The organism is Natronomonas sp. (assembly GCF_047616845.1).
Lineage (GTDB): Archaea > Halobacteriota > Halobacteria > Halobacteriales > Haloarculaceae > Natronomonas.
In genome coordinates this window covers 51944-74708 of the sequence record NZ_JBLGBY010000002.1, presented here as the reverse complement: position 1 = coordinate 74708, position 22765 = coordinate 51944, and the positions used below count along the sequence as shown (strand labels likewise).

Annotated in this window: 24 protein-coding genes; 12 read left to right on the top strand and 12 right to left on the bottom strand. The window is 64.7% G+C overall.

Translation table 11 applies throughout. The annotated features are described in order from the left end of the window. Positions 1–6: 6 nt before the first annotated feature. The 3 genes from ACI8UR_RS00915 to ACI8UR_RS00905 are packed head-to-tail and all read right to left on the bottom strand — an operon-like array spanning position 7 to position 3752. Positions 7–1866: a cation:proton antiporter gene (locus ACI8UR_RS00915; protein ID WP_411713817.1), complete on the bottom strand. Its 1860-nt coding sequence runs from the start codon at positions 1864–1866 to the stop codon at positions 7–9. Between the two features lie 57 nt (positions 1867–1923). Continuing rightward, on the bottom strand, positions 1924–2835 hold the full coding sequence (locus ACI8UR_RS00910; protein ID WP_411713818.1) for an MBL fold metallo-hydrolase: 912 nt from the start codon (positions 2833–2835) through the stop codon (positions 1924–1926). A 56-nt stretch (positions 2836–2891) separates the two neighbouring features. Continuing rightward, positions 2892–3752: a hypothetical protein gene (locus ACI8UR_RS00905; RefSeq protein WP_411713819.1), complete on the bottom strand. Its 861-nt coding sequence runs from the start codon at positions 3750–3752 to the stop codon at positions 2892–2894. Between the two features lie 133 nt (positions 3753–3885). On the opposite strand from ACI8UR_RS00905, the gene serS reads away from it, so the two are divergent. Continuing rightward, the gene (gene serS, locus ACI8UR_RS00900; RefSeq protein WP_411713820.1) at positions 3886–5256 is read left to right on the top strand and encodes a serine--tRNA ligase; all 1371 of its coding nucleotides are present in this window, start codon (positions 3886–3888) and stop codon (positions 5254–5256) included. 99 nt (positions 5257–5355) lie between these two features. Here the strand turns inward: serS and ACI8UR_RS00895 are convergent, their stop codons facing one another. Beyond that, a complete protein-coding gene (locus ACI8UR_RS00895) occupies positions 5356–5703 on the bottom strand; it encodes a nuclear transport factor 2 family protein (RefSeq protein WP_411713821.1) in 348 nt (115 codons plus the stop codon). Between the two features lie 98 nt (positions 5704–5801). On the opposite strand from ACI8UR_RS00895, the gene ACI8UR_RS00890 reads away from it, so the two are divergent. Then, positions 5802–6293, top strand: coding sequence for a DUF367 family protein (locus tag ACI8UR_RS00890; protein ID WP_411713822.1), 492 nt, complete (start codon positions 5802–5804; stop codon positions 6291–6293). On the opposite strand, the gene ACI8UR_RS00885 is transcribed toward ACI8UR_RS00890, so the two are convergent. Beyond that, on the bottom strand, positions 6294–7328 hold the full coding sequence (locus ACI8UR_RS00885) for a hypothetical protein (RefSeq protein ID WP_411713823.1): 1035 nt from the start codon (positions 7326–7328) through the stop codon (positions 6294–6296). It abuts the gene before it with no gap. A 73-nt stretch (positions 7329–7401) separates the two neighbouring features. Between ACI8UR_RS00885 and ACI8UR_RS00880 the strand changes: the two genes are divergently transcribed. Next, on the top strand, positions 7402–7551 hold the full coding sequence (locus tag ACI8UR_RS00880) for a 50S ribosomal protein L40e (protein ID WP_411713824.1): 150 nt from the start codon (positions 7402–7404) through the stop codon (positions 7549–7551). Between the two features lie 52 nt (positions 7552–7603). Here the strand turns inward: ACI8UR_RS00880 and ACI8UR_RS00875 are convergent, their stop codons facing one another. Beyond that, complete coding sequence (locus ACI8UR_RS00875) at positions 7604–8215, bottom strand: MBL fold metallo-hydrolase (protein WP_411713825.1); 612 nt, start codon at positions 8213–8215, stop codon at positions 7604–7606. Between the two features lie 25 nt (positions 8216–8240). Then, the gene (locus ACI8UR_RS00870) at positions 8241–10496 is read right to left on the bottom strand and encodes a PAS domain S-box protein (RefSeq protein WP_411713826.1); all 2256 of its coding nucleotides are present in this window, start codon (positions 10494–10496) and stop codon (positions 8241–8243) included. A gap of 117 nt (positions 10497–10613) precedes the next feature. Here ACI8UR_RS00870 and ACI8UR_RS00865 point away from each other — a divergent pair, with 117 nt between their 5' ends. The 4 genes from ACI8UR_RS00865 to hisH are packed head-to-tail and all read left to right on the top strand — an operon-like array spanning position 10614 to position 12722. Continuing rightward, entirely contained in the window at positions 10614–10787 is a 174-nt protein-coding gene (locus ACI8UR_RS00865) for a DUF5786 family protein (protein WP_411713827.1), read from the top strand. Next, positions 10784–11353: a DUF99 family protein gene (locus ACI8UR_RS00860; protein WP_411713828.1), complete on the top strand. Its 570-nt coding sequence runs from the start codon at positions 10784–10786 to the stop codon at positions 11351–11353. The genes ACI8UR_RS00865 and ACI8UR_RS00860 overlap by 4 nt, the downstream gene beginning before the upstream one ends. A gap of 25 nt (positions 11354–11378) precedes the next feature. Further along, positions 11379–11966 carry a uracil-DNA glycosylase gene (locus ACI8UR_RS00855; RefSeq protein ID WP_411713829.1) on the top strand — a complete coding sequence of 196 codons (588 nt, stop codon included), beginning with the start codon at positions 11379–11381 and terminating at the stop codon, positions 11964–11966. A gap of 51 nt (positions 11967–12017) precedes the next feature. Continuing rightward, positions 12018–12722 (top strand): imidazole glycerol phosphate synthase subunit HisH, encoded by a 705-nt coding sequence (hisH, locus tag ACI8UR_RS00850; protein ID WP_411713830.1) that lies wholly within the window; start codon positions 12018–12020, stop codon positions 12720–12722. Between the two features lie 31 nt (positions 12723–12753). Here hisH and ACI8UR_RS00845 read toward each other — a convergent pair whose 3' ends face one another. Continuing rightward, positions 12754–12897 (bottom strand): hypothetical protein, encoded by a 144-nt coding sequence (locus ACI8UR_RS00845; protein WP_411713831.1) that lies wholly within the window; start codon positions 12895–12897, stop codon positions 12754–12756. Positions 12898–12984: 87 nt separating this feature from the next. Then, positions 12985–13437 carry an HTH-type transcriptional regulator Lrp gene (lrp, locus tag ACI8UR_RS00840; RefSeq protein ID WP_411713832.1) on the bottom strand — a complete coding sequence of 151 codons (453 nt, stop codon included), beginning with the start codon at positions 13435–13437 and terminating at the stop codon, positions 12985–12987. A 127-nt stretch (positions 13438–13564) separates the two neighbouring features. Here lrp and glnA point away from each other — a divergent pair, with 127 nt between their 5' ends. Next, on the top strand, positions 13565–14938 hold the full coding sequence (gene glnA / locus ACI8UR_RS00835; RefSeq protein WP_411713833.1) for a type I glutamate--ammonia ligase: 1374 nt from the start codon (positions 13565–13567) through the stop codon (positions 14936–14938). Positions 14939–15006: 68 nt separating this feature from the next. On the opposite strand, the gene ACI8UR_RS00830 is transcribed toward glnA, so the two are convergent. From ACI8UR_RS00830 to ACI8UR_RS00820, 3 genes are all read right to left on the bottom strand, one after another. Beyond that, a complete protein-coding gene (locus ACI8UR_RS00830; RefSeq protein ID WP_411713834.1) occupies positions 15007–15900 on the bottom strand; it encodes a phosphatase PAP2 family protein in 894 nt (297 codons plus the stop codon). Continuing rightward, on the bottom strand, positions 15897–17156 hold the full coding sequence (locus tag ACI8UR_RS00825; RefSeq protein ID WP_411713835.1) for a YihY/virulence factor BrkB family protein: 1260 nt from the start codon (positions 17154–17156) through the stop codon (positions 15897–15899). Before ACI8UR_RS00825 ends, ACI8UR_RS00830 begins: the two co-directional genes overlap by 4 nt. 70 nt (positions 17157–17226) lie before the next feature. Beyond that, entirely contained in the window at positions 17227–18327 is a 1101-nt protein-coding gene (locus ACI8UR_RS00820) for a tRNA (guanine(26)-N(2))-dimethyltransferase (RefSeq protein ID WP_411713836.1), read from the bottom strand. Positions 18328–18432: 105 nt separating this feature from the next. Here ACI8UR_RS00820 and pyrE point away from each other — a divergent pair, with 105 nt between their 5' ends. From pyrE to ACI8UR_RS00800, 4 genes are all read left to right on the top strand, one after another. Next, entirely contained in the window at positions 18433–18963 is a 531-nt protein-coding gene (pyrE, locus tag ACI8UR_RS00815) for an orotate phosphoribosyltransferase (RefSeq protein ID WP_411713837.1), read from the top strand. A gap of 73 nt (positions 18964–19036) precedes the next feature. Further along, positions 19037–19750: a phosphoribosyltransferase family protein gene (locus tag ACI8UR_RS00810; RefSeq protein WP_411713838.1), complete on the top strand. Its 714-nt coding sequence runs from the start codon at positions 19037–19039 to the stop codon at positions 19748–19750. Positions 19751–19856: 106 nt separating this feature from the next. Beyond that, entirely contained in the window at positions 19857–21236 is a 1380-nt protein-coding gene (locus ACI8UR_RS00805; protein ID WP_411713839.1) for an NCS2 family permease, read from the top strand. A 47-nt stretch (positions 21237–21283) separates the two neighbouring features. Beyond that, positions 21284–22708, top strand: a complete 1425-nt coding sequence (locus ACI8UR_RS00800; protein ID WP_411713840.1) for an aryl-sulfate sulfotransferase — start codon at positions 21284–21286, stop codon at positions 22706–22708. The last annotated feature ends 57 nt before the right edge of the window (positions 22709–22765 follow it).

Here is a 22765-nt window from a genome sequence, read left to right as displayed (position 1 = left end):
AGGAAATTAGGCTTCGGGGTTGCAGCGATTCATGACATCCCGGACGTCGTCGCGGTCGCCGATGACCGTGATGCGGTCGTCCTCCTGGAGTTCGAAGTCGGCTTCAGGCACCTGCGTCTCCCCGTTCCGGGAGACGAGGACGACCAGGCAGTTGCCGGGGAGCTCCGGCCCGAGTTCTCGAACCGTCTTGCCGACGAAATCACTGCCGGTCACCGGCATCTCCTGAACGTCACCGACGGAGCCGATGGAGCCGAGCCAGTCGGCCAGCGCCGGCCGCTCGATGGCGTCGTCGAGCGCTCGCGCGGTCGCGAACGTCGAGGAGATGGTTCGGACGCCGAGGTCTTCGAACGCCTCGACGTTGTCCGGGTTGTTCGCACGAACAATGACCGTCTCGACGTCGAATTTCGATTTCGCGAGCTGGGCGACGAGGAGGTTCACGTCGTCGTCACCGGTCGCCGCCACGACGATGCTGGCGTTGTCACCGCCGGCCGCCCTGAGGACGTCCGTGTCGGTGCCGTCGCCGATGTGGACGGCATGGCCCTGGTTGCGGGCCTGCTCGATCGCTGTTTCGTCGTTTTCGATGATAACGACGTTCTCACCTCTGTCGTCGAGGCGGTCGGAGAGGACACGCCCCACTCGACCACCTCCGATTACGAGTACACGCATTGGTATCACGTCTAGGAACTCCGCGATGTAGCGGGCAAGCCCGCCTTGGAACAGCACTGTCGAAAGGATGACGAGGAACACCGTGCCGACGAGCAGCGTCGCGGCCCGGTCTTGTCCCATCGCCTGCAGTTCGACCGCAAAGAGGGTCGCGACCGATGCGGGGATGATGCCGCGCGGGCCGACAGACCCCATGAACAGTCGCTCGCCCGTGGTGAATCGGTTTCCGGTCGTCGAGATAGCAACCAGCACGGGGCGGACGATAAACACGACGACCGCCACGACGGCCAGCCCCGGCAATCCGAGTGCGATGAGGTCGTCTATCTGGAGCAGCGCCGCGAGCGCGATGAACACGAAGGAGAGAACGATGAGCGTGATGTCGCCTTTGAATTCCTCGATGTCGGATTCGTAGGGGACATCGAGATTGCCGAGCGTGATGCCGGCGGTCGCGACGGCGGCGATGCCGGCTTCGGTCGCGATGGCGTCGGCGAGGCCGAAGGCGACGAGCGCGCCCGCGAGCACGAGCAGTCGTGCGTTCTGCGGTGCGTTGCCGGGCGAAAGGTCGACGTATCTGAGCAGATACCAAAGCACCGCGGCGACCAGGAGCCCGACGACGACACCGACGCCGAGGCGTTCGGCGAACGACCGGAGGAGGAAAGACGGCTCGAACGTCTCCAGCCGCATGAGGTCGAAGACGACGACGGCGAGGATAGCGGCCGTGACGTCGTTGACGATGCCCTCGGTTTCCAGTGCGGCCGCCACGCGATCACGAACCGGTACCACTTCGAGAATCGGGGTGATGACCGTCGGCCCCGTCGCGATGAGCAGGGAGCCGATGAGTAACGCGAGAATCCAGTTAGTTCCGTAGGCATAGCGGACGGCGACCGCGGTGCCGATAAGGGCGATGACGGCGCCGACCGTCACCAACCGTACCGCTGCTGCCGGGGATTCACGCAGCTTCCGGGCTTTCAGATGGAACGCCCCCTCGAAAACGATGATGGCGACCGATAACCCAACGATAGCCGACAGTCCCGTTCCGAACGATTCACGGGTGATGACGCCGAGCCCGTTCGGGCCGAGCGCGATACCTGCGGCCAGAAGGAAGATGATGCTCGGTACCTCGAACCGGTCGGCGAGTATCTGTGAGATGACCCCGAGACCGAGGATCGCGGCGACGAGTGGAATCAGTGCAGCCTCGGACATTAGCGTCCCTCCGTCACGAACTCGGTTTCGCCACGCGCCCTGATAAACATCGGTGGCTTACTGCGGGGATTCCGCTCGTTCGTCGAGATACTGTAACACGCCGCGGACGTTCATCGCGACCTCGGGATCGGCTTTCTTTGCCCCCCACACCTCGTCGATGTCGGCTGCCTCGACGAAATGCTCGATGACGGCGTTGTCATCGCCCAGTTCGTCGCGTTTCTCGGCGACGCCCTCGACCCAGTCCGTGATGACGCTGACGTATTCCGAGACCCGTTCGTCGGCCGGCTCCGGGCCGAAATGTGCATAGCAGATGGTGTCAGGGTCGAGCCGCGAAATCAGCCTGGCATCCGCGATGACGCCTTCGATGTCGAAATCCGGCGGTGGCGAGGTCTCACGGATCGCGTCTCGCTGTGGGACGTAAATGCCCGCCGCGTCGGCCGCGTACACGACATCGTCGGCGACGTCGTGGAATATCACCTGATGGAAGGCGTGGCCGGGCGCGTGGTGGACGTCGAGTTCGACGTTCCCGAGGTCGAGCGTCGCGCCGTCATGTATCGGCTCGATGCGGTCGACCGGCACCGGTTTCGGCTCGGTGTAGAACTCGATCTGTTTGCCGACCGCCTGTTTCGTTCCGGCCCACAGCCCGCCGGGGTCGGCGAGGAACGTCGCGCCACTCTCGTGAACGTACACGTCGGCGTCGGTTTCAGCGGCGAGAAAGCCCGCGCCGCCCGCGTGGTCGAGATGGACGTGCGTCGCCGCGATGGTTTCGAGGTTGGACGGCGCGATTCCGACCGTCTCCAGGGCGTCGAGAATCCGCTCGTAGTTCGTCCCGATACCGGTGTCGACGATGGCCGGCCGCTCCGTATCAAGGATGTAGACGGCGCCGTACTGGGGCGTGTCGTACATGCCCGTATCCACGTAGTAACAGTCCGTCGCCGCCTCGACCTCGTAGACGTCGCCAATGCCCATACGACTCTCTTCCGTCGGTACCGCCCTAAAGCCCAGCTACCGTTTCGACCCTCCCGCTACATCGTGCCCCGAAGCACCGACCAGAGTTCGCTCTGGCGCTTCTGCAACACCTTGACCGGCGAGGCGACGGTGTACGCGTCGTCCGCGGTTCGCTCGGCGATGCCCTCGCTTTCGAAATCCTCGAGCGTCGACGCGACGACACGCTCCGGGAAGACGGTTCGGCTGGCGATCTCTTCCGGCGTGCCGCTGCCGAGCGTCTGCACGGTGAGATACACCGACACCCGCTGTGGCGATTCGAAAACGTCGACGAGCAGTTCGTTGACGCTGCCGCCACCGGTGTCTCGCTCGGGAATCTCGGAGCGAACCATCTCCGATTCATCCAGTGGCTCGGCGGCCTCGTGGCGCTCTTCGAGCAGTTCGATCGCGGTCTTGCGGGCCTTCCCCTCGCGTTCGCGTTCGAGCAGGCGTTCGAACGTTTTCGGCTCGGTGATGTCGCCGGCCAGTTCGCGGAGTTCCGCGACCGTCATATCGGCTGGGTCGACGTCGATGAGGTCTTCCATTCGAATCTCGTCGTCGGTCGTGAAATCGACCTCGCCGTATCCCTCGACCTGCAGGCCCATTTCGACCTCGTGGACGCCGAGTCGGAGCCGCTTGCGGTCGCAGATAACCTGTACCGTCTCCGCGAGGTCGAGTTCGAGGGGGCTCTCGGGCGTGATTTTGTCGGCGCGATACCGTTCGTCCGCCGAGAGTTCGAGCGTGATGTCCTCCAGCGGTATCGATTTGCCGTCGAGTTTCACCACGGTGACGCCCTCGAATTCGGCTTCGATGAGGCGATTCTTCAGTTCGAACTCCACGCCCCGCTCGGTGTTCTCGAGGCTCTCCCAAGTGAAGAGCCGCTCGAGATACTGCTCTATCATGCTCGACCGAACGACCACTATTCACTTTGTTCTGTCGTCAACACCGCTACCGCCGAAGGGCGTTTATCGAAGGGTAAGACGCCATCGCAGGCGACCGACACGTCTTTGCCCGGGCCAAGCGAACCGCCAGCAAATGCTATCGAGGCAGTTCGTCAGGCAGAACCCCGAGGAGGTGCGACGGGCGCTCGACACCAAGGGCGTCGATGTCGACCTCGACCACATCCTCGACATCGACGAGGAGTGGCGCGAGCTCAAAGCGGAAGGCGACAATCTCAGACACCAGCGGAACGAGGTGTCCAGCAAGATCGGCGAGCTCAAACGTGAGGGTGACGAGGAGGAAGCCGAGGAAGCCATCGAGCGCTCCCAGGAACTGAAAGAAGAACTCGAAGCGGTCGAAGAACGCGCCGACGAACTCGAAGCCGAACTCGAGCGGGCGCTCCTGAAACTACCGAACGTCCCGCACCCGGACGCCCCGGTCGGCGGGGATGAATCTGACAACGTCGAAGTCGACCGCTGGGGCTTCGACGACCGCCGTGACCTCCCCAAGGCGGTCATCCCCCACTACGACCTCGGCGAGGAGCTCGACATCCTCGATTTCGAACGCGGCGCGAAGGTCTCCGGCGGCGGCTTCTACTTCGCGAAAGGCGAGGGGGCACGCCTCGAACACGCCTTGGTGCAGTTCATGCTCGACCTCCACCGGGACGAACACGACTACACCGACGTGTTCCCACCGCTGCCCGTCAACTCGGCGTCGATGCGCGGCACCGGCCAGTTCCCGAAGTTCATCGAGGACGCCTACCGCCTCGGCGGCAGCAACGACGAGGACTACGACGACGACGACCTCTGGCTGCTCCCGACCGCGGAGGTGCCGGTGACGAACATGTATCGCGGCGAAATCCTGCTCGACGACGACCTCCCCATCAAGCATCAGGCGTACTCACCGAACTTCCGGCGGGAGGCCGGCGAACACGGCACCGAGACCCGGGGTATCGTCCGCGTCCACCAGTTCAACAAGGTCGAGATGGTGAACTTCGTGCGCCCGGAGCACAGCTACGACCGCCTCGACGGCCTACTCGATGAGGCGACGGCCGTCCTCGAAGCGCTCGGCCTGCCGTATCGCGTCCTCGAGATGTGCACCGGCGACATGGGGTTCACGCAGGCGAAGAAATACGACGTCGAGGTGTGGGCACCCGGCGACGACATGGAGACGGGGCCCGAGGTCGGCGGCCGGTGGCTCGAAGTCTCCTCTGTGTCGAACTTCGAGGAGTTCCAGGCGCGGCGTGCGGGCATCCAGTACCGACCCGAACAGCACGAGTCCGCGGAGTATATCCACACGCTGAACGCCTCCGGCGTGGCGGTGCCGCGCGTCGTCGTCGCCATCCTCGAATACTACCAGAACGAGGACGGTACCGTCGACGTGCCCGAACCGCTCCAGCCGTACATGGGCACGGACGTCATCGAGGGGCAGGAGCCCGTCGGCGAATCGGCTGTCGGCGATCAGTAATCCGGCTCAGTTCGGCAGCGGTCGGGCGCACGACCCACAGAACGCGTATTTGGTCTCGACGGCACGCCTGCAGTGGGAACACTGCCGGAGCGCGCCTGCTCACGTCGGATGGTCGTCGGTGTACGTCCGAAGTTCGGTGATACCGTTCTCACCGATAGTGAACGTATCGACGAAGCCGAACCACGTCTCGCCGTCGGCGCGTAGGAGTCGGCCCTCGACCGCGATGTCACCACCGCCGTTCTCCCGGACGTAGACGGCGTCGATGGCGTGTTCGGTGTCGGTCTCGGGGCGGCCCGTTCGCATGAATGCAACGAACTCCTCGCGGCCCTCGATGGTCATGTCGGGGCGATAGTGGACGAAGCCGCCGGCGAGCACGTCGAAAAGCGTCTCGTACTCATCGTCGTCTATCGCGTGATAATACTCCCGAGCCAGCGTGGCACCGTCCATGGTCGCGGTAGGAACCGCATCCCGAAATAGGCGGCGCGAGTGACTCGCCGACGCGGCGACCCCGAGCGACTTTTGTCCGCCGGCCGACAAACAGCGGTGTGGAACTGCACGTCCGGTACGAGGGTGACGACGACCCCGAGAAATGCTCGGCGCGAAAGCTCGCGCGCTTCGACCTCGCGGAACTGCATCGCTCGGCGCGAGCGACGCCACCGGGTGTCGTCCTCGACCCTTACGCCGACGTCGCGCTGTCGCCGGCCGACGCCTCGGCCGAGCGACTCGTCGCCCTCGATTGCTCGTGGGAGACCGCCGAGAAGGAGGCGTTCAAACTCGACGGCGACCATCGGGCACTCCCCTTCCTCGTTGCGGCCAACCCCATCAACTACGGAACGCCGTTCCAGTTGAACACCGTCGAGGCGTTTGCGGGCGCACTCTGCATCCTCGGCCACCGCGAGCAGGCCGAGGAGATTCTCGGGAAGTTCCGGTGGGGCCACACGTTCCTCGAGTTGAACGAGGAGCCACTGCGGCGGTATGCGGAGTGTGCGGATTCGAGCGAAATCGTCGCCGTCCAGGAAGCGTATCTCGGTGACTGATCATCGGAACCCCGTCGGGTCGTCCGGCGGAGTCAGCGGACTCGTCGGCAACTTCTCTGGAAGGTCGGCCGCGTTGTAGCCGCCCGGCGCGACGTCGTTCGGGCCGTCCGGATACCACAGCGAGGCGAGCGTCTGAATCTGCCCGCGCCCGACGCCGAGTTCGAACTGGCCGCCGCCGTACATTCTGATGCCGTGCGCTTCGCAGTAATCGATGGTGTCAAAAAGAGACTCGAGCGTCCCGAACCGGGAAGGCTTGATGTTGAGCCACTGCGGTTCGAACGGCAGCGATTCGACGCTCTCGATGCTCGTAATCGGCGCGTCCCACGAGAGTCGGTCGCGGACGGCCTCCATGATGGGGCGCGTCTCGTCGGTGAGAGCCGGGTCTTCGAAAATTGCGTCGGGAAACGCTTCGGTGAGCCGCCGGTACAGCTCCGGGTCGGGGGCGGCATCCACGTCCGTGCCCTCGTAGTGGCCCTTCAGGTCGAGAACTCGGACGCCGCCGCGCTCGGCGATAGCGTCGATGAGCGACTCGTCCCACTCGGATGTCGGGTCGAGTTTGAACGCCGCATCCGGATGAACGGTTCGTATCTCGTCGAGCCGGTCGGCCGATTCCAGCCGCGTGCTGACGACGAAGTTGATGGGGTTATATGACCGGTCAAGCATCGCTCCGAGGTCGGTATCGGCCTGCCGGAGCGCCAAATCGAGGGCGGCGCTTTCGAATCCCCAGCGGCGATAGTGGCGGTCGGCCGCTCGCTCCGGTGGCTCCGGGAAGAGGTCGAGATCGTCGAGGTGATTCGAGAACGACCGAAGGGTGTACGTGCCCATGAGGTCGAGGATGCCGTCGCCGAAGGCGTCCTGAAACCGACGCTGGTCGTCGCTCTCGTAGCCGACGTCTTCGCCACGGCCCGTCTCGCCGTCGCCGGAGAGTGAGATGGTCGTCGTGACGCGGGTGAAATCACTCGAGGTGTCGAGCGACGCCGATGAGAGCGCGTACTCGTCGACGACGAGTGGCAACTCGGCCAGACGGTCGTACATGGGCCATCCTGGCGGTCGAGCGGGGAAAAGACGAACGGTTAGGTTTATGCGGCGCGACCAACTTCCTTCGAGTATGGCTAGCTTCGAAGAAGCAGAAGCGCGCATCCTCGATAAGATGATCTGCATGCGCTGTAACGCCCGGAACTCAAAGCGGGCCGACCGCTGTCGCAAGTGCGGCTACGACAAACTGCGGCCGAAGGCGAAAGAACGGCGCGCGGCCTGAACAGGCACTCTAGTCGTTTTTCCGCGATTCCGGTCGGACAGCGACAGCGTCGTTACTCCTCCGGGTATTTTGGCTCCCGCGTTTCCGCCCGTTCGAGCGACCTCTCAACCACGTCACGGATGTCGCCGTGGAACGTCTCGCCATGGCCGGCGTACATGTGCTCGACGCTGTCGCCCATCCGGTCGAGCAGCGCCTCGATGCTCTCGATGAGGCGTTCCCGCGATTGGCCGGGCATGTCCGTCCGGCCGAAACTCCCGTACTCGAAGGCACCGTCGTCGTGGACGACGACATCACCGCTGAAAAGCGTCGTTTCGGAGACGAAGGAGACGTGGTCGTCGGCGTGCCCCGGTGTGTAGACGACGTCGAACGGCTCGTCACCGATGAACACCTGGTCGCCGTCGTCGAGTTCGCTCGCGCGGCGCGGGTGCTCACCGTAGGCGTACAGTGGGGCGTCGAAGGCATCGAGGACGACGTCGAGCTGTGCGACGTGGTCACCGTGTTGGTGGGTCAGGACGACCGCATCGAGCGTGTCCGTGTGTTCGCGGATAACATCGACGACGCCGTCCATCGCGCCGGCATCGACGAGCACCGTTCGGTCACCTTCGACGAGAAAAGCGTTGCAGGTGAACGTCTCCGCATCGGCGGTCACGTTAGATATGTTCACACGCACTCTCCGGCCGCCGGCGTATTTACCTTGGCGACTGCGACGACCGTCGGAGCCGAAGCGTGACGGCCGAGCCGTCCGCCCGGTCTTCGAAAATGAGGCGGCCGCCGACGCCGTCGACGATCCAACGGGTGACCCACAGCCCGAGCCCGACGCTGTGATCGAGTTGCGTGATTTCGCGCTCCCCGCTGACGACGGCGCGTTCGCGCTCGGGGATACCGGGGCCATCGTCTCGAACCGTGATATCGACCCAGCCGTCACCAGTCGCGGCAACCTCGATATCGACTGTCGGGGTTCCGTCGTGGTGTTCGAGCGCGTTCTCGACGAGATTATCGAGCGCGCGATCGAGCAGTTCGTCGCCGACGACGGCTCCGGCGTCCGAGTCCGAAACGCGAATGGTCGCCTCCGGATACGCCTCCCGGAACCGAGCCGCGACATCCGTGGCGACCTCGAGGGGGTCGACCGGCATCGGCTGTCGGTTCTCCCGGTCGAGCGCCTGCTCGATGCGCTGTACCTGCTTGCCGAGGTCGGCGACCTCGTTCGACCGGCGATAGATGAGGTCGGCGTACTCGCGGTGTTCGGCCGTTTCGGCCTCCTCGGCAAGCAGTTTCGCGTAGCCGATGACGGCGGTCATCTCGTTGCGGAGGTTGTGGCGGAGTACGCGATGTAACACGCTCAGCCGCCGCTCACGTTCGAGCCGGCTCGTGATGTCCGTGTAGATGACGAACCCGCGGTCATCGTCGCCGGTCGAATAGCCGAACCCCCGGAGCAGGAACGTCCGGAGCCCGTTGTTCGTCTGTAACTCGATCTGCGGCCGCTCGTACCCGGTCTGCAGCATGTCGGCGTCGAGTGACTCGGTGGGATCCTGGTTGTCGGCCGGGATGATGACATCGTGGAGCGGTTCGCCCACGACGCGCTCGTCGTCCGCGAACGTGTCCGTGAACGCTGGATTGGCCGCCCGAATCAGTGGCTCGCCGTCGACGAACTCGATGTCGGCGACGCCGTCGGGTATCTGGTCGAAGAGATGCTGGAACCGGTCGCGCTCGCCGGCGAGCGCCGCCTCCGTCTGTGAGAGCTCCGTCCGGTCGCGGACGACACCGACGAGCCCCTCGAACTCCGTGCTCGAGGAGAGCAACGAGAAATCGACTTCGACGGGCACCGTCTCGCAGTCGGCGGTTTCCATCGTCGCCTCGATGGTCACGGAGTCGACACCCGACTGCAGCGTTCCGAGGGCGTCGTACCCCCTCGTAACGAGGTCGTCGCCGACGAAGACGGTCGCCGGTTCGTCGACCAGGTCGTCGCGGTCGTAGCCGAACCGGTCTGCAAGCGGCTGTGTCACGAGCTGGATTCTGGCGTTCTCGCCGATGAGGAACACCATCTCCTCGACGGTTTCGTGGATCGCACGGTACCACCTAAGCGACCGCTCGCGCTCTTCGCGTTCCAGCTCGTAGCTCACCCACTCGATGAGGAGCTTGACGAAGCGGCGTTCGCTCTCGGAGAACGGCTCCGTTCGCGGCGCATCGCTGACGAAACACAGCGTCCCGTAGAGTTCGTCGTTGACGGCGAGTTTGCCACCGAGATAACACTGCAGCCCCGACGACTCGTAGGCAGGGTCGGTTTCGTTGCCGGTCGCAACAGCGTCGTGGATACCGAGAAGGCCATCGGCCGTTAGCGTCCGTCGGCAGTACGTCTCCGAAAGCGGCGTCGACATTCCGGCGTTGATGGCTGGGTGGTCGCCGTTCGCCGTGACGATAGTGTGGGTGTCGTCCTCGATGTTCGAGAGAAAGCCGGCGTCGAGGCCGAGCCGTTCACAGCCGGCAGCGAGCAGCCGTTCCGTCTTCTCCTCGAGGGAAAGCGACTGGTCGGTCATCACGTCATAGAGGAGTTCGAGCGCGGTCGATTCGCGTGCCCGATCGGACTCGGCTGTCGTGGTCGTGACCGCCACGATACGGTCTGTGAGCGACTCCCCATCGAGTACCGTGTCGGTGACGTATTCGGTGACGCCCAGTTGCGTCGCCCGAGCGGCGACCGCTGGGTCGCCGTCCGTGTCGTATAGAATCGTGGGCAGGGCGCCGTCGAGCGAGGCGAGCACGTCGAGCCCGCCGCCGGGTTCCTCGGCGACGATGCAGTCCGCCCCGTCGACGTTGTCGGATACTGCGTCGGGAGCGACGTGCTCGATGCGGAGTGCATCGTCGGCTGGTGGGTGCTGACCGACGTACACAACCGACGTGCTTGGGGTGGTCTTCGTCACCGTGGCCGCCCTCCCACTGACATACTCCATACGACGGCTGTGCCGAGGATAACGCTGTCGGCTGGGATGAAGCGCGGTTCGCGCACCGTCTACCTGTTCGATCCAGCGTGTGATTTACAAACAGGAATTTCTTACGTTTGGATGGATATGGGATTCGGCAGTTACGACGAATCCGAACAGGAAACCCAGGAGTTCGACGCCGACATCGAGGACGGCGAGCAGACGACGTTGCCGACACACGACGGGAAAGTGGAGTTCGAGTACGACGACGCCTCGAGTGAGGACGTACTGGAGACCTACGAAGAGATTCAGAGCCAGTGAAGCCCGGCCGACGTGCCCTCGGCATCGCGGAGTCCTACCGGGGAACCGACGACGGGTCGGAGAGCACGCTCGCGGGCGCAGTCGTCCGTGCCGACCGCATGGTCGACGATTTCGTTTTCGGAACCTGTGCCGTCGGTGGCCGCGACGCCACCGAGGCCATCATCGACTGCTGGCAGCGGCTCGACCGCCCCGACGTCCAGTATCTGTTCGTCGCCGGCGTCGCGCCGGCCTGGTTCAGCGTGCTCGACCTCGGCTCGATACGCGAGACGACAGACCGGCCCGTCATCGCCGTCACCTTCGAGCAGAGCGAGGGGCTCACCGACGCGATAGAGGACGCCTTCGATGGCGCGGAACGGGACGCCCGCCTTGACCGCTACGCAGCGTTGCCGGAGCGCCGACGGGTCGCGGTCGATGGCGTCGATCTGTTCGTCCGGAACGTCGGCGTCGCCGAACGGGAGGCTGACCGACTCGTCCGCGCGTACACACACGAGACACGTCCGGAACCGCTGCGCGTCGCACAGCGGGCCGCCCGCGCCGGTGACGCCTTCCGACACCGGCGGGATTAACTCCGGGGGCGTCGAGTCGTCGGCTATGGACACCGACGCCATCGAGGTTCGCGACTGCACGCGCTGTTCGGCGCTGTGTGAGTCGCGAAGCCGAATCGTCAACGGCGTGGGCGCGGCCGATGCCGACCTGCTTTTCGTCGGCGAGGCGCCGGGCGAAAATGAGGACGCGGAAGGTGAGCCGTTCGTCGGTCGCTCCGGCGACGTCCTCACCGACGCGCTCCGAGACCGGGGGCTCGCACGCCGGGATGTCCGCATCACGAACTGCGTGCGCTGCCGGCCGCCGGAGAACCGCGACCCGACGACCGAGGAGCTTGCGAACTGCCGGGCGTATCTCGAACGCGAAATCGACGCCGTCGACCCCGAGGTCGTGGTGACGCTCGGGAAGGTGCCCTCCGAACACCTGCTCGAACGGTCGGTCGCCGTGACGAACGAGGCCGGCACGCTGCACGACGCCCGCATCGCGGGGACGGCGCGGCGCGTCCTCGTCTGCGTCCACCCCGCGGCGACGCTGTACGACCCGAGCCAGCGCGAGACGTTCGCCGACGCCCTCGACGAGGCCGTTTCGCTCATCGACGACGGCGAGAGCGGGCAGTCACGACTCGGCGATTTTTGAGTCGATGCCGCGATGGAAACCCACTTTGCCGCCGCCCGCACACGGACAGATATGAACACGACGCGACAGACGACCGCCGAGGTCGTCCTGGTCGACTACGGGCTGGGGAACCTCCGGAGTGCGACCCGTGGCCTGGAGCGGGCCGGCGCCGAGGTGACGCTGACCGACGACCCCGCAGATTTCGACGCCGCCGATGGTATCGTGCTGCCCGGCGTCGGCGCGTTCAGCGAAGGCATGGAGAACGCGGGGCCGTTCCGCGATGCGCTCGTCGACGCCGCCGAGGCGGGCCAACCCCTCTTCGGCATCTGTCTCGGCATGCAGATGCTGCTCACCTCCAGTGAGGAAGCCGAGAAAGTCGGCCAGGGCGATGTCGAGGGACTCGACCTCATCCCCGGCCGCAACGTCCGGTTTGCGGAGGGACAGAAGGTGCCCCACATGGGCTGGAACGAACTGAACATCGCGCGCGAACACCCCATCGCGACGGGTGTCGAGGGCGCCGACACGGCGGAGTCGGACGCCGACACCGTGGCCGGCGGCAACATCGACAGTGAATACGCCTACTTCGTCCACTCGTACTACGCGAAACCGGACAACGCCGACGCCGTCGTTGCGACGACCGACTACAGCATCGAGTTCCCGGCCATCATCGCGAACGAGGCGGGCAACGTCTTTGGCACACAGTTCCACCCCGAGAAATCCGGCGAGACGGGGCTGACCATCCTCAGGAACTTCGTCGAGTACTGCGCCGAGCAATAGCTGTCGGTCGCCGAACGAAATCGCAGAATCGTTACAGCCGTTCGACGTCGAACTCCTCGGGCACCTTGACGCAGGGGGCCTCGCTCCCGCGCATCTCGATCTCGATGTCCCCATTCAGGTCGCGCAGGCGGATGGTTCGTGCCATCGAACCATCGTGTATGTCAATTTCACCCATGGTAACTAGTCGATTTGGCCCAAAGATTCAAGTATCTTTGGGTAATCGAGCGGAAGAAGACGCCTTGCGCACGTTCGGAACGGTCGCTCAGTGATCGAGGTCGAACTGCTCGTTCTCGGCGACGGTGTTGAGCACGACGCTCGTGTTCGACTCCTTGATGTCAGGGTCGATGAGCAGCTCCTTGATCTGCTCGTTCATGTGGTCGGTGTCTGTGAACTTCCCGATCGCGATGATGTCATGGTCGCCAGTGACCTCATACACCGAGACCATGTGCTTGTGGTCGCTGAGCCGGTCGGTGATCTCCGGCAGGGCGCTTCCCTCGACTTTCATCTGGATGATGGCGGTCACGTCGAAGCCGAGTTTGCCGTAGTTGACGGTGGGTGCGTACCCCTCGATGATGCCATCATCTTCGAGCGCGGAGATGTGGTTCGAAACGGTCGTGACGGAGACGTCGAGGTCTTCACCGAGCGAGCGCAGCGAGGCACGGCCGTCTTCCAATAGCGCGTTCACTAGCTTGCGGTCGAGATTTTCGTACGTCATTATACCCTGTTACTGGCCGAAGGGTTTAGAACTTTACGAATATTCATTTCTCCGCAGCAGGACGGTAGATTTGCGCAGAGCAGCAACGCTTTAGTAATAGCAGTATACGACACAACTGACGAGAAACATGACGAACGAAAACGTAGCCACCGATGGTGGCCTTTCCGTAGAAGCACAGAACGTGCTCGACGAGATCGAAGCGAAGAACGTCGATTTCCTCCGCCTGCAGTTTACCGATATTCTCGGCACGGTCAAGAACGTCTCCGTGCCCGCAGAGCAGGCCGAGAAAGCCTTCTCCGAAGGCATCTACTTCGACGGGTCTTCTATCGAGGGCTTCGTCCGCATCCAGGAATCCGACATGCGGCTCATCCCCGACCCGAGCACCTTCGCCGTGCTCCCGTGGCGGAAACGCGAGGAAGGCGCCTCCGCACGGATGATCTGTGATGTCTACAACACGTCGACGGGCGAGCCGTTCGAGGGCGACCCCCGCTACGTGCTCAAACAGGCGCTCCAGCGTGCCCACGACATGGGGTACAAGGTCAACGCCGCCCCCGAACCGGAGTTCTTCCTGTTCGAGGAAGACGAAGACGGCCGCGCGACGACGAAGACCAACGACGCTGGCGGCTACTTCGACCTCGCGCCGAAAGACCTCGCAAGCGACGTGCGACGCGACATCATCTACGGCCTCGAGGAGATGGGCTTCGAGATCGAAGCCAGCCACCACGAGGTTGCCCGCGGCCAACACGAGATCAACTTCGAGTACGACGATGCGCTGACGACGGCCGATAACGTCGGCACATTCCGGACGGTCGTCCGCGCCATCGCGGCCCAACACGACCTTCACGCAACCTTCATGCCGAAGCCGATTCCGAAGATCAACGGCTCGGGCATGCACACCCACCTCTCGCTTTTCACCGAGGACGGCGAGAACGCCTTCCACGACGAGAACGACGAGTTCAACCTCAGCGCGACGGCAAAGCAGTTCCTCGCCGGCATCCTCGAACACGCCCCGGCCATCACGGCGATCGCTAACCCGACGGTAAACTCGTATAAACGCCTCGTGCCCGGCTACGAGGCACCGGTGTACGTCGCCTGGTCGGATCGCAACCGCTCGGCGCTCATCCGCAAGCCCGCCGCGCGCGTGCCCGCAGCCAGCCGTATCGAACTCCGCTCGCCGGATCCGTCCTGTAACTCCTATCTCGCCTTCGCGGCCATGATTCATGCTGGCCTCGACGGCATCGAGAAGGACATCGAAGCGCCCGACCCCGTCCGGGAGAACATCTACGAGTTCGACGAGCAGAAACGCGACGAGTACGGCATCAACACCCTGCCGAGCAACCTCGGTCAGGCCGTCGAGGCACTCCAGGACGACGACGTCATCTACGACGCGCTCGGCGAGCACATCGGACCGAAGTTCGTCGAAGCGAAGACCCAGGAGTTCGAGGAGTACCTCGTCGATGTCTCCGATTGGGAGCTCGACCGGTACCTCGAAACGTTCTAAAAAACCTCTTTTCGCACGCTTTGACGAGCGAACCGCAGGCGCTCCCCGCTCGCGGATAGTATTTTATTTCAGACCCGCCGAGCGACAGCCTCGCCGACGAGCGGCGCGGCGATGACGCCGGCGAGAGCGATGCCCATACCCAAGAAGGCGACGTGGGGCGCCGCGTGCGCTGTGTAGATGATTCCGAAGAGACCGCCGAAGACGACCCCGACGACGACGGCGATGGCGCCGCCAGTTCGTGTCATCTCCTCGTGGATGACGGCATCGCCGAGGCTGCCCCAGGCGATACGGGCCCCGAGCGTGCCGCCGAGCACCGCCATCGTATCGAAGCTGTAGCCGCCGAGTATCGGCCCGAAGAGAGCAGCGACGACGGCAAGCATCAATGCCCGACCGGGGTTCGACCCGCGACCGCAGAGTCGGTACACGACGGCGAGATACGCGGCACCGACGGTGACGCCGAAAACGACGTCGACCAGGTAATGCACCTGCAGCACGATTCGCGACAGCGCGATGACGACCACGAGCGCGGCCGCGGAGCCGTACGCGCGTCGGGTACCGACCAGCAGCGCCAAACCGCCGTAGATGATGGCGGCGGCGGTCGCGTGGCCGCTCGGCAATCCGAACCCGGTCGCGGTCGCGGCCGCGACATAGAGGGGTTCGACGAGTGCCGGCATGAGGTCGCGACCGACAGCCACGTCGGCGCCCGGTGGCCGGGGGTACGCGAGCCACTCTTTCAGCGTCGTCACCACGGCGTGGGCGCCGAGGCCAAGCGCGACGGCGAACGCTGCCCGGGTGCGGTCGAACGACAGCGGGCCTGGCAGCGAGGTGCCGAACCAGTAGAGCAGTCCGAGCAGTCCGAAGACGAACCAGACATCACCGAGCTGGGTGAGCAACGCCGCGAAGACGACGATGACCTCCGGCAGCTGGGCGACAAAAGCGAGTTCGCCGACGCCGCGACTCATCGACCTTCGAAGCGGTCTTTCAGTCGCCCCGGCAGTCCGGCCACCGTGACGGTCGTCCCGACGAGCAGCATGAGCGCGTAGAGCCCGAGCGTCGACAGCCAGATGACGACCATTGCGAGCACCGCCCAGCCGCTCGACAGGGAGAAGAACGCCCCGAGCGTCATCGCCGTGCCGTAGAGCAAGACGAGATACGGGCCCCAGCCGCGCGCCTTCCCGCGGCGCACCTGCTGGCGGACGTACCGTTTGAGGTCGCCTTCGATCTGCTCTCTGTGTACCGTTCGGTCGTCGATGCACTCCTCGAACCGGTCGAGTTCGTCGTAGAGCCGTTCGAGTTCGGCTTCGAGTTCCTCGTCCGATAGGTCTTCGTCAGGTCGGTTCCGTGTCATGATTCCTTCGAGTACGGCGGTCGGTTCGGGGTCGGGCGTTTCGGGTTCTACAAGGCCGGTCTCCTCGTCGGCGCGGCCCGCAAGGACGGCGTTGAGAACGGCGCCGACGAGCAACACCAGGCCGCCGAAATAGAGGAACGTGACCAAGAGGAGCACGCCTCCGAGCACGCCGTAGGCCTCGTAGCTTCCGGCGTTTGCGGCGTACAGACGAAATCCGGTCTGGAGGGCCGTCCAGCCGATAGCGGCCAACACGGCGCCCGGAATCGCCTCACCCAGGGCGACGTCCGTCCCCGGCAGAAAGTAGTACAGCGGGAGAAAGGCGAGCGTCAGCCCGAACACGAGCATGAGCGTCCCGAGAACACCGACGATGTCGATGCCCTCGATGAACACGTCGACGCGGAAGAAGGCGATAACAATGCCGATGAGGACGGTCGCGGCGATGCCGAGGATGACGGCTCCGAGAGCGATGACCGCATCGCGGAGCTGTTCGCCCAGCGACTCCGGCCCGACATCGCCGTACACCTCCGAGAAAGCGATATCGAGGCCCCGGAAGAGCTTCAACGCCGACCACAGCAGGACAACGAGGCCGACAAGCGTCGCGCCGCCGCGTCCCTCGGCGCCCGTGAGGGCGTCTTGGACGAGCGTGCCGGCCTGGGGGCCGAGCGTCTCAGTGGCCTCGGTTACGAGCGCCTCGACCACGCCGGAGTCGCCGAACACGGCCGCGGCGACGAGTGCCAAAAGCAGAAGCGGCAAAAGCGAGATGAACGCATAATATGCGAGGCTCGCGGCGATGAACGTGATCCGATCCGACTGGGCGCCGTTGACGACGCCTCGGGTCACCGTCACAGCCCGGTCGAGATGCTGCTTCACGGTGCGAGGTTTGGCTGAACCCTACATATAATCCGTGGGAAGCCACTCGGAACGACCGCCAGTACGACGATTACTCGACGGCGTCACGGATGGCGACCACGTCGGCGTCCGTCTTGAACGTCGTGCCGCCGTAGTGAGCCCGGGAGGCCTCGTGGCCGGCGTCCCGAAGCGCCGCCAGGAAGTCGTCCATCGCGATGTTCGGCTCACCCCATCGCTTGTAGAGTTTGTGCTGGTCGTAATGGGTCGGCTGGTGGAGCTCGTCCGCGATGGTGTCGAGGAGGCGGTGGGCCTTCGTCGCCTCGCCGAACGACGCCGGAATCTCGCTGGCGACGCGCTCGACGAAATCGGCGTCGTGGGCCGATCCGAGCCAGATGGCGCCGGCCGTCCACGTCGACTGCCCGCAGTTCGGACACTCCTCGGTCGGGTCGGCGATGAGCGTCCGCTCGTGGTCGCGCCACAGACACTGCTGGCAGTGGTCGAGATAGCCGAGCTGGTCGATCTGGTCGTTGGCTGCCTTCGCGCCACCCTCCAGTTCCAGATACGTCCGGACGTAGTGGCTGGAGACGTGGCTGAGGACGGGCCGGGCCGCGATGTCGTACCGCGCCGCGGTGCGGATGAGCGCCGAAAGCAACACGCGCAGCCCCACCTCGCTGTGGAACTCCGTGTTCCGCGGGACAGCGCCGTAGCTCCGCACGCCGCTTTCGAAGTGGGCGCCACACAGCGGCGCCGTGTCCGTCGCCGTCACGCAGACGTACCGCTTTGCGCTCCGGAACGCCGCGTCCGCGAACGGGATGGGCGTCCCAAACGGGTCGAGGTCGACCACGTCGTGACTCGATTCGTGCATGTGCGCGTTGACGTTCCGATGAGCCACATCTCCATCAAGCCCGTTTGCGTCGAGGTTCTGTCGCGCCAGCGCGACGGCGTCCGTGTCGATATCACAGCCAGTCACGTCGTAGCCCGCGTCGGCGGCCCTGACGGCGCGAATCCCGCTTGCCGTCATCGCGTCGAGATAGGAGTCACAGTCGTCTGCGACCGCCCGAAGGACGCCGACCGTAATGTCCCGGTTCAGCTCCTGGACGGGGTTGTAGAAGACGCCTGGCCCGGCCCCTTCGCTGGCCCCGTGGCGCTCTTCGGGCACCTCGATCTCCACGCCGCCTTCGCGAACCTGCATAGACGGGCGTTCGGCAGGGCCGCCGAAAAGCCACACGCTTGCCCCTGGCCGGGTCTCGCTCGGCGATTCCGCGCCGCTTTTCACCCAGACCACCGAGACGCAGGTATGGTCAACCAGGAACTCATCGACGCGCTTCGGGGTGCCGAAGCGGTGAAGTTCGGGGAGTTCGAACTCTCCCACGGCGGCGTTTCGGAGTATTACGTCGACAAGTACGTCTTCGAGACCGACCCCCGCTGTCTGGAACTCATCGCAGAGGCGTTCGCAGAGCGCGTCGGCGCGGCGAAACTCGCCGGCGTCGCCCTCGGGGCGGTACCGCTCGTGGCCGCGACGGCCGTCGAGACGGACAACCCATACGTCATCGTCCGGAAGCAGGCCAAGGAGTACGGCACGGGCAACCAGATAGAGGGCGAGTTCGAGGAAGGCGAAGAGGTCGTCGTGCTCGAAGACATCGCCACGACGGGCCAAAGCGCCATCGACGCCGTCGAAGCGCTGCGGGACGCCGGTGCCGTCGTCGACCGTGTGCTCGTCGTCGTCGACCGCGAGGAGGGCGCCCGCGAGAACCTCGCCGAACACGACATCGAACTCGAATCGCTCGTCACTGCCTCGGAGCTGCTGGCCGACGCCGACCGCGAGTAGTAGGCATTTCTGTGATTATATTTCGGTGCCTTGACACCGAAGTATTCATAAACGTGCGATAACGCCTGTAGGTATGAACCGTTCGGAGAAGGCGGCCCTCCAGTTGCGCGCCGTCGACGTGTTGCGGACGCTGAAGGAGACGCGCACCTACGAGGAACTCGCCGCCGAAACGGGGCTGCCGGCCGGCGACCTGAACCGCTACGTCAACGGTCACGTCCTGCCGGGGGAGTCCCGCGCTCGTGAGGTCATCGACGGTGCCGGTGCGACGCTTCTCGCCGAGGAGCTGAACGCCCGCATCGCCGTCGACGACGAAGGATACGTGGACAACTCCAGGGTCGTGTTCGACCAGTCGCTGCTGTCGCTCGTGCCACCAGTGGCCGCAGAACAGCTCGACATCGAACCGCCGGACGTCGTCCTGACGGCGGCGACCGACGGCATCACGCTGGCGGCGGCGATGGCGCGGTATTTCGGCGCCCGCTGTGCTTACGCGAAGAAATCCCGCGAGACGGCCGTCGAGGAGTTCATCGAGGCCCGCCAGCGGCTCTCCTCGGGCATCGAAATCGATTACTACCTCCCCGCCAACGCCATCGATGCCGGCGATTCGGTGCTCGTCGTCGACGACCTCATCCGTTCGGGAGAGACCCAGGAACTACTCTTGGATATCGCCGCCTCGGCGGACGCTGACGTGACGGGTGTCTTCGCGCTCATTGCCGTCGGTGATGAGGGCATCGACCGGGCACGCGCTCACACGAACGCGCCCGTCGGGGCGCTCGTCACGCGCGATTGATGCTGCCGCTGTTGGACGTGGCCAATGTTCACGTACGTGCCTACACGAGGCGAAATTAGACGGCAAGTATTAAGCACCCGTCCGGTGGTATGCCCGAACGTGAAACATGGGCGTGACTGATTCACTGTCCGAGTTCTTCGAACTCGACGAGAACGATACGGACGTACCGACCGAAGTCGTCGCCGGGGTGACGACGTTCCTGGCGATGTCGTACATCATCGTCGTCAACGGATTCATCCTCGCCGAGGCGATACAGATTCCGGGCCGGGGGTACCTCGAGGTCGTCCAGATGATCGCCATCGTGACGATTCTGGCCTCTGCGGTCGGTATCGGCGTCATGGCGTTGTACGCAAATCGGCCGTTCGGACTGGCGCCCGGTATGGGACTGAACGCCTTCTTCGCGTTCACGGTCGTGCTCGGACTGGGTGTCCCCTGGCAGACCGCGCTCGCAGCCGTCTTCGTCGAAGGAATCATCTTCATCGCCATCACCGCCGTCGGCGCCCGTGAGTACATCATCCGGCTGTTCCCGGAGCCGGTGAAGTTCTCCGTCGGCGCCGGTATCGGTGTCTTCCTGCTTTTCATCGGGCTCCAGGAGATGGAGGTCGTCGTCGCCGACGAAGCGACCTTCGTCGCCTTGGGTGACATCGCCGCAAACCCCGTCGCGCTGCTCGGACTCGGTGGACTCTTGCTCACCTTCATGCTGTGGGCACGCGGAATCAAGGGCTCCATCATCATCGGCATCCTCACGACGGCGCTTGCGAGCTGGGGACTGACGCTTGCTGGCGTCTTCGAGCGCGGAACGGTGACCCCCGAAACGCTCGTCGGTGCACAGTACGACATCACGCCGCTCGTCGGCGCCTTCATCGATGGGCTCGGTAATATCGAGCCAGTGACGTTCGCGCTCGTCGTCTTCACGTTCTTCTTCGTGGACTTCTTCGACACCGCCGGCACGCTCATCGGCGTCTCACAGTTCGGCGGCATGCTCGACGAGGAGGGGAACCTTCCCGACATGGACAAGCCGCTGATGGCTGATGCCGTCGGGACGACCGTCGGTGCGATGCTCGGCACCTCGACGGTCACGACCTACATCGAATCCTCGACCGGCATCGAGGAAGGCGGTCGAACGGGGCTGACAGCGCTCGTCGTCGGCGTGCTGTTCCTCGTTTCCATCGTCTTCGTGCCGCTCATCGCCGCGATTCCCGCCCACGCCTCGTTCCTCGCGTTGGTCGTCGTCGGTATCATCATGCTGCAGGGTGTCCTCGACGTCGACTGGAACGACCCGGCGTGGGCCGTCTCCGGCGGCCTCACCATCACCCTGATGCCGCTGACGTACTCCATCGCGAACGGGCTGGCGGCGGGCATCATCAGCTACCCAATCATCAAGGCGGCGATGGGCGAACACGACGATGTGAACCCCGGGCAGTGGGCCATCGCCGTCGCGCTCATCATCTACTTCTACGTCCAGACGAGCGGGATGTTCTTCTAACCGCTCGCGACCACAACGCCTTCATATCACACCGCCTGACTGTCGGTATGAACCTCCCGCGAGTCGACGACTACCCCCGCCGGACGCTGCTCCGTGCGGGGCTCGCGGTGCTCGTCGCGCTGCTTTTGCTCCCGGCGGTGTATGCGGCTGCCAACCCTGACACCATCGGCCTCGGCCCCGGCACCGTCGAGGAGCCGGCGAACCAATCGACCTACGTCAGCATCCAGGGGTTCCACGCCGCCGGCTACGGAAATTCAAAAAAACCCGCCCGACTGGTCGCAGCTGACGGCGCCGCAGAGCCCCAATGGCGCTTCGGCGGCGATGCTGTCGGCGCCACATGGTTCTACGAAATCGACCCGCTGTCGAACGGGCGACTCTTCGTGACGTCGACATATCCCGGCGGAACCATCGCCTTCGAGTACGGCACCGAACGCCAGGAGTCGGGCTGGTCGTACGAACTCCCCGGCGCCCACGACACCCACGCCATCCACCGACTGGACGACGACCGCATCCTCGTGGCCAACATGCGAGCGACCGAATCCGGGGTGAGCAACGACCGCCTCTTCATCGAGAACACGACCACGGGCGAAACGGAGTGGGAGTGGCTGTTCCGCAACCACTACCCGAACAGCACCGACGGCGGCTTCAATGCCGACTGGACGCACGTCAACGACGTGGAACCCATCGGCGACGGCGAGCGGTACGTCCTCGCCTCGCCGCGGAACTTCGACCAGGTCATCGTCGTCGACCGCGAAACCGACGACATCGTCATGCGGCTCGGCGAGAACGACAACCACTCGACGCTGTACGAACAGCACAATCCGGATTACCTCGAACGCGAGGACGGGACGCCGGTGATTCTCGTCGCCGACAGCGAGAACGACCGCGTCATCGAGTACGAACGCGACTGCGGTGCAGCCGACCCACGGCTCGGCGCCGGCACGCCGCCCGAGCAGTGTGAGTGGGAGCGCGTCTGGGCGGTCGATGGGTTCAACTGGCCCCGCGACGCTGACCGCCTCCCGAACGGGAACACGCTCGTGACGGACACGCTCAACCACCGCGTCGTCGAGATTACGCCCAAGGGCGAGGTCGTCTGGGAGTTCTACGCCACGTGGGCACCGTACGATGCCGAGCGGGGCCAGGGCGGCAGCAACGGCCCGACGATGGCCGACCAGGAGACGACCGGCACGTTCACCGTCTCCGGTGGCGGTGACGACGGCCCACAATCGACGTACCGGGTCGCGGACGCCATCTCCGACGTCGGCGCGAACACGCCCGTCGCCGCACAGGCTGATGCGGTCGCGACCCGGTATGCACACATCGAGCCGTGGTTCCGGCCCGTCTGGATGGGGTCGTGGACGTTCCTCTCGACCGTCCTCGGCCTGCTCGTCGTGCTCGGATGGGGCGGTGCCGAACTCGTCACCAACCGACGGCGGGTCCGCGACGCGCTCGAACGCCGGCTCGGTCGATGACCCCTTTTGCGGTCTGGTCGCCCCCGAACACACCACCGTCGGGCTCTTTATCCCCGA

Excerpts from the sequence above, each read along its gene's own strand:
- hisH (WP_411713830.1), top strand. The coding sequence starts at position 12,018 with ATGAACACGACGCGACAGACGACCGCCGAGGTCGTCCTGGTCGACTAC.
- pyrE (WP_411713837.1), top strand. The coding sequence starts at position 18,433 with ATGGTCAACCAGGAACTCATCGACGCGCTTCGGGGTGCCGAAGCGGTG.
- lrp (WP_411713832.1), bottom strand. The coding sequence starts at position 13,437 with ATGACGTACGAAAATCTCGACCGCAAGCTAGTGAACGCGCTATTGGAA.
- ACI8UR_RS00855 (WP_411713829.1), top strand. The coding sequence starts at position 11,379 with ATGGACACCGACGCCATCGAGGTTCGCGACTGCACGCGCTGTTCGGCG.
- serS (WP_411713820.1), top strand. The coding sequence starts at position 3,886 with ATGCTATCGAGGCAGTTCGTCAGGCAGAACCCCGAGGAGGTGCGACGG.
- ACI8UR_RS00885 (WP_411713823.1), bottom strand. The coding sequence starts at position 7,328 with ATGTACGACCGTCTGGCCGAGTTGCCACTCGTCGTCGACGAGTACGCG.
- ACI8UR_RS00910 (WP_411713818.1), bottom strand. The coding sequence starts at position 2,835 with ATGGGCATTGGCGACGTCTACGAGGTCGAGGCGGCGACGGACTGTTAC.
- ACI8UR_RS00870 (WP_411713826.1), bottom strand. The coding sequence starts at position 10,496 with ATGGAGTATGTCAGTGGGAGGGCGGCCACGGTGACGAAGACCACCCCA.
- glnA (WP_411713833.1), top strand. The coding sequence starts at position 13,565 with ATGACGAACGAAAACGTAGCCACCGATGGTGGCCTTTCCGTAGAAGCA.
- ACI8UR_RS00895 (WP_411713821.1), bottom strand. The coding sequence starts at position 5,703 with ATGGACGGTGCCACGCTGGCTCGGGAGTATTATCACGCGATAGACGAC.
- ACI8UR_RS00800 (WP_411713840.1), top strand. The coding sequence starts at position 21,284 with ATGAACCTCCCGCGAGTCGACGACTACCCCCGCCGGACGCTGCTCCGT.
- ACI8UR_RS00820 (WP_411713836.1), bottom strand. The coding sequence starts at position 18,327 with ATGCAGGTTCGCGAAGGCGGCGTGGAGATCGAGGTGCCCGAAGAGCGC.
- ACI8UR_RS00805 (WP_411713839.1), top strand. The coding sequence starts at position 19,857 with ATGGGCGTGACTGATTCACTGTCCGAGTTCTTCGAACTCGACGAGAAC.
- ACI8UR_RS00905 (WP_411713819.1), bottom strand. The coding sequence starts at position 3,752 with ATGATAGAGCAGTATCTCGAGCGGCTCTTCACTTGGGAGAGCCTCGAG.
- ACI8UR_RS00865 (WP_411713827.1), top strand. The coding sequence starts at position 10,614 with ATGGGATTCGGCAGTTACGACGAATCCGAACAGGAAACCCAGGAGTTC.
- ACI8UR_RS00880 (WP_411713824.1), top strand. The coding sequence starts at position 7,402 with ATGGCTAGCTTCGAAGAAGCAGAAGCGCGCATCCTCGATAAGATGATC.
- ACI8UR_RS00915 (WP_411713817.1), bottom strand. The coding sequence starts at position 1,866 with ATGTCCGAGGCTGCACTGATTCCACTCGTCGCCGCGATCCTCGGTCTC.
- ACI8UR_RS00830 (WP_411713834.1), bottom strand. The coding sequence starts at position 15,900 with ATGAGTCGCGGCGTCGGCGAACTCGCTTTTGTCGCCCAGCTGCCGGAG.
- ACI8UR_RS00845 (WP_411713831.1), bottom strand. The coding sequence starts at position 12,897 with ATGGGTGAAATTGACATACACGATGGTTCGATGGCACGAACCATCCGC.
- ACI8UR_RS00810 (WP_411713838.1), top strand. The coding sequence starts at position 19,037 with ATGAACCGTTCGGAGAAGGCGGCCCTCCAGTTGCGCGCCGTCGACGTG.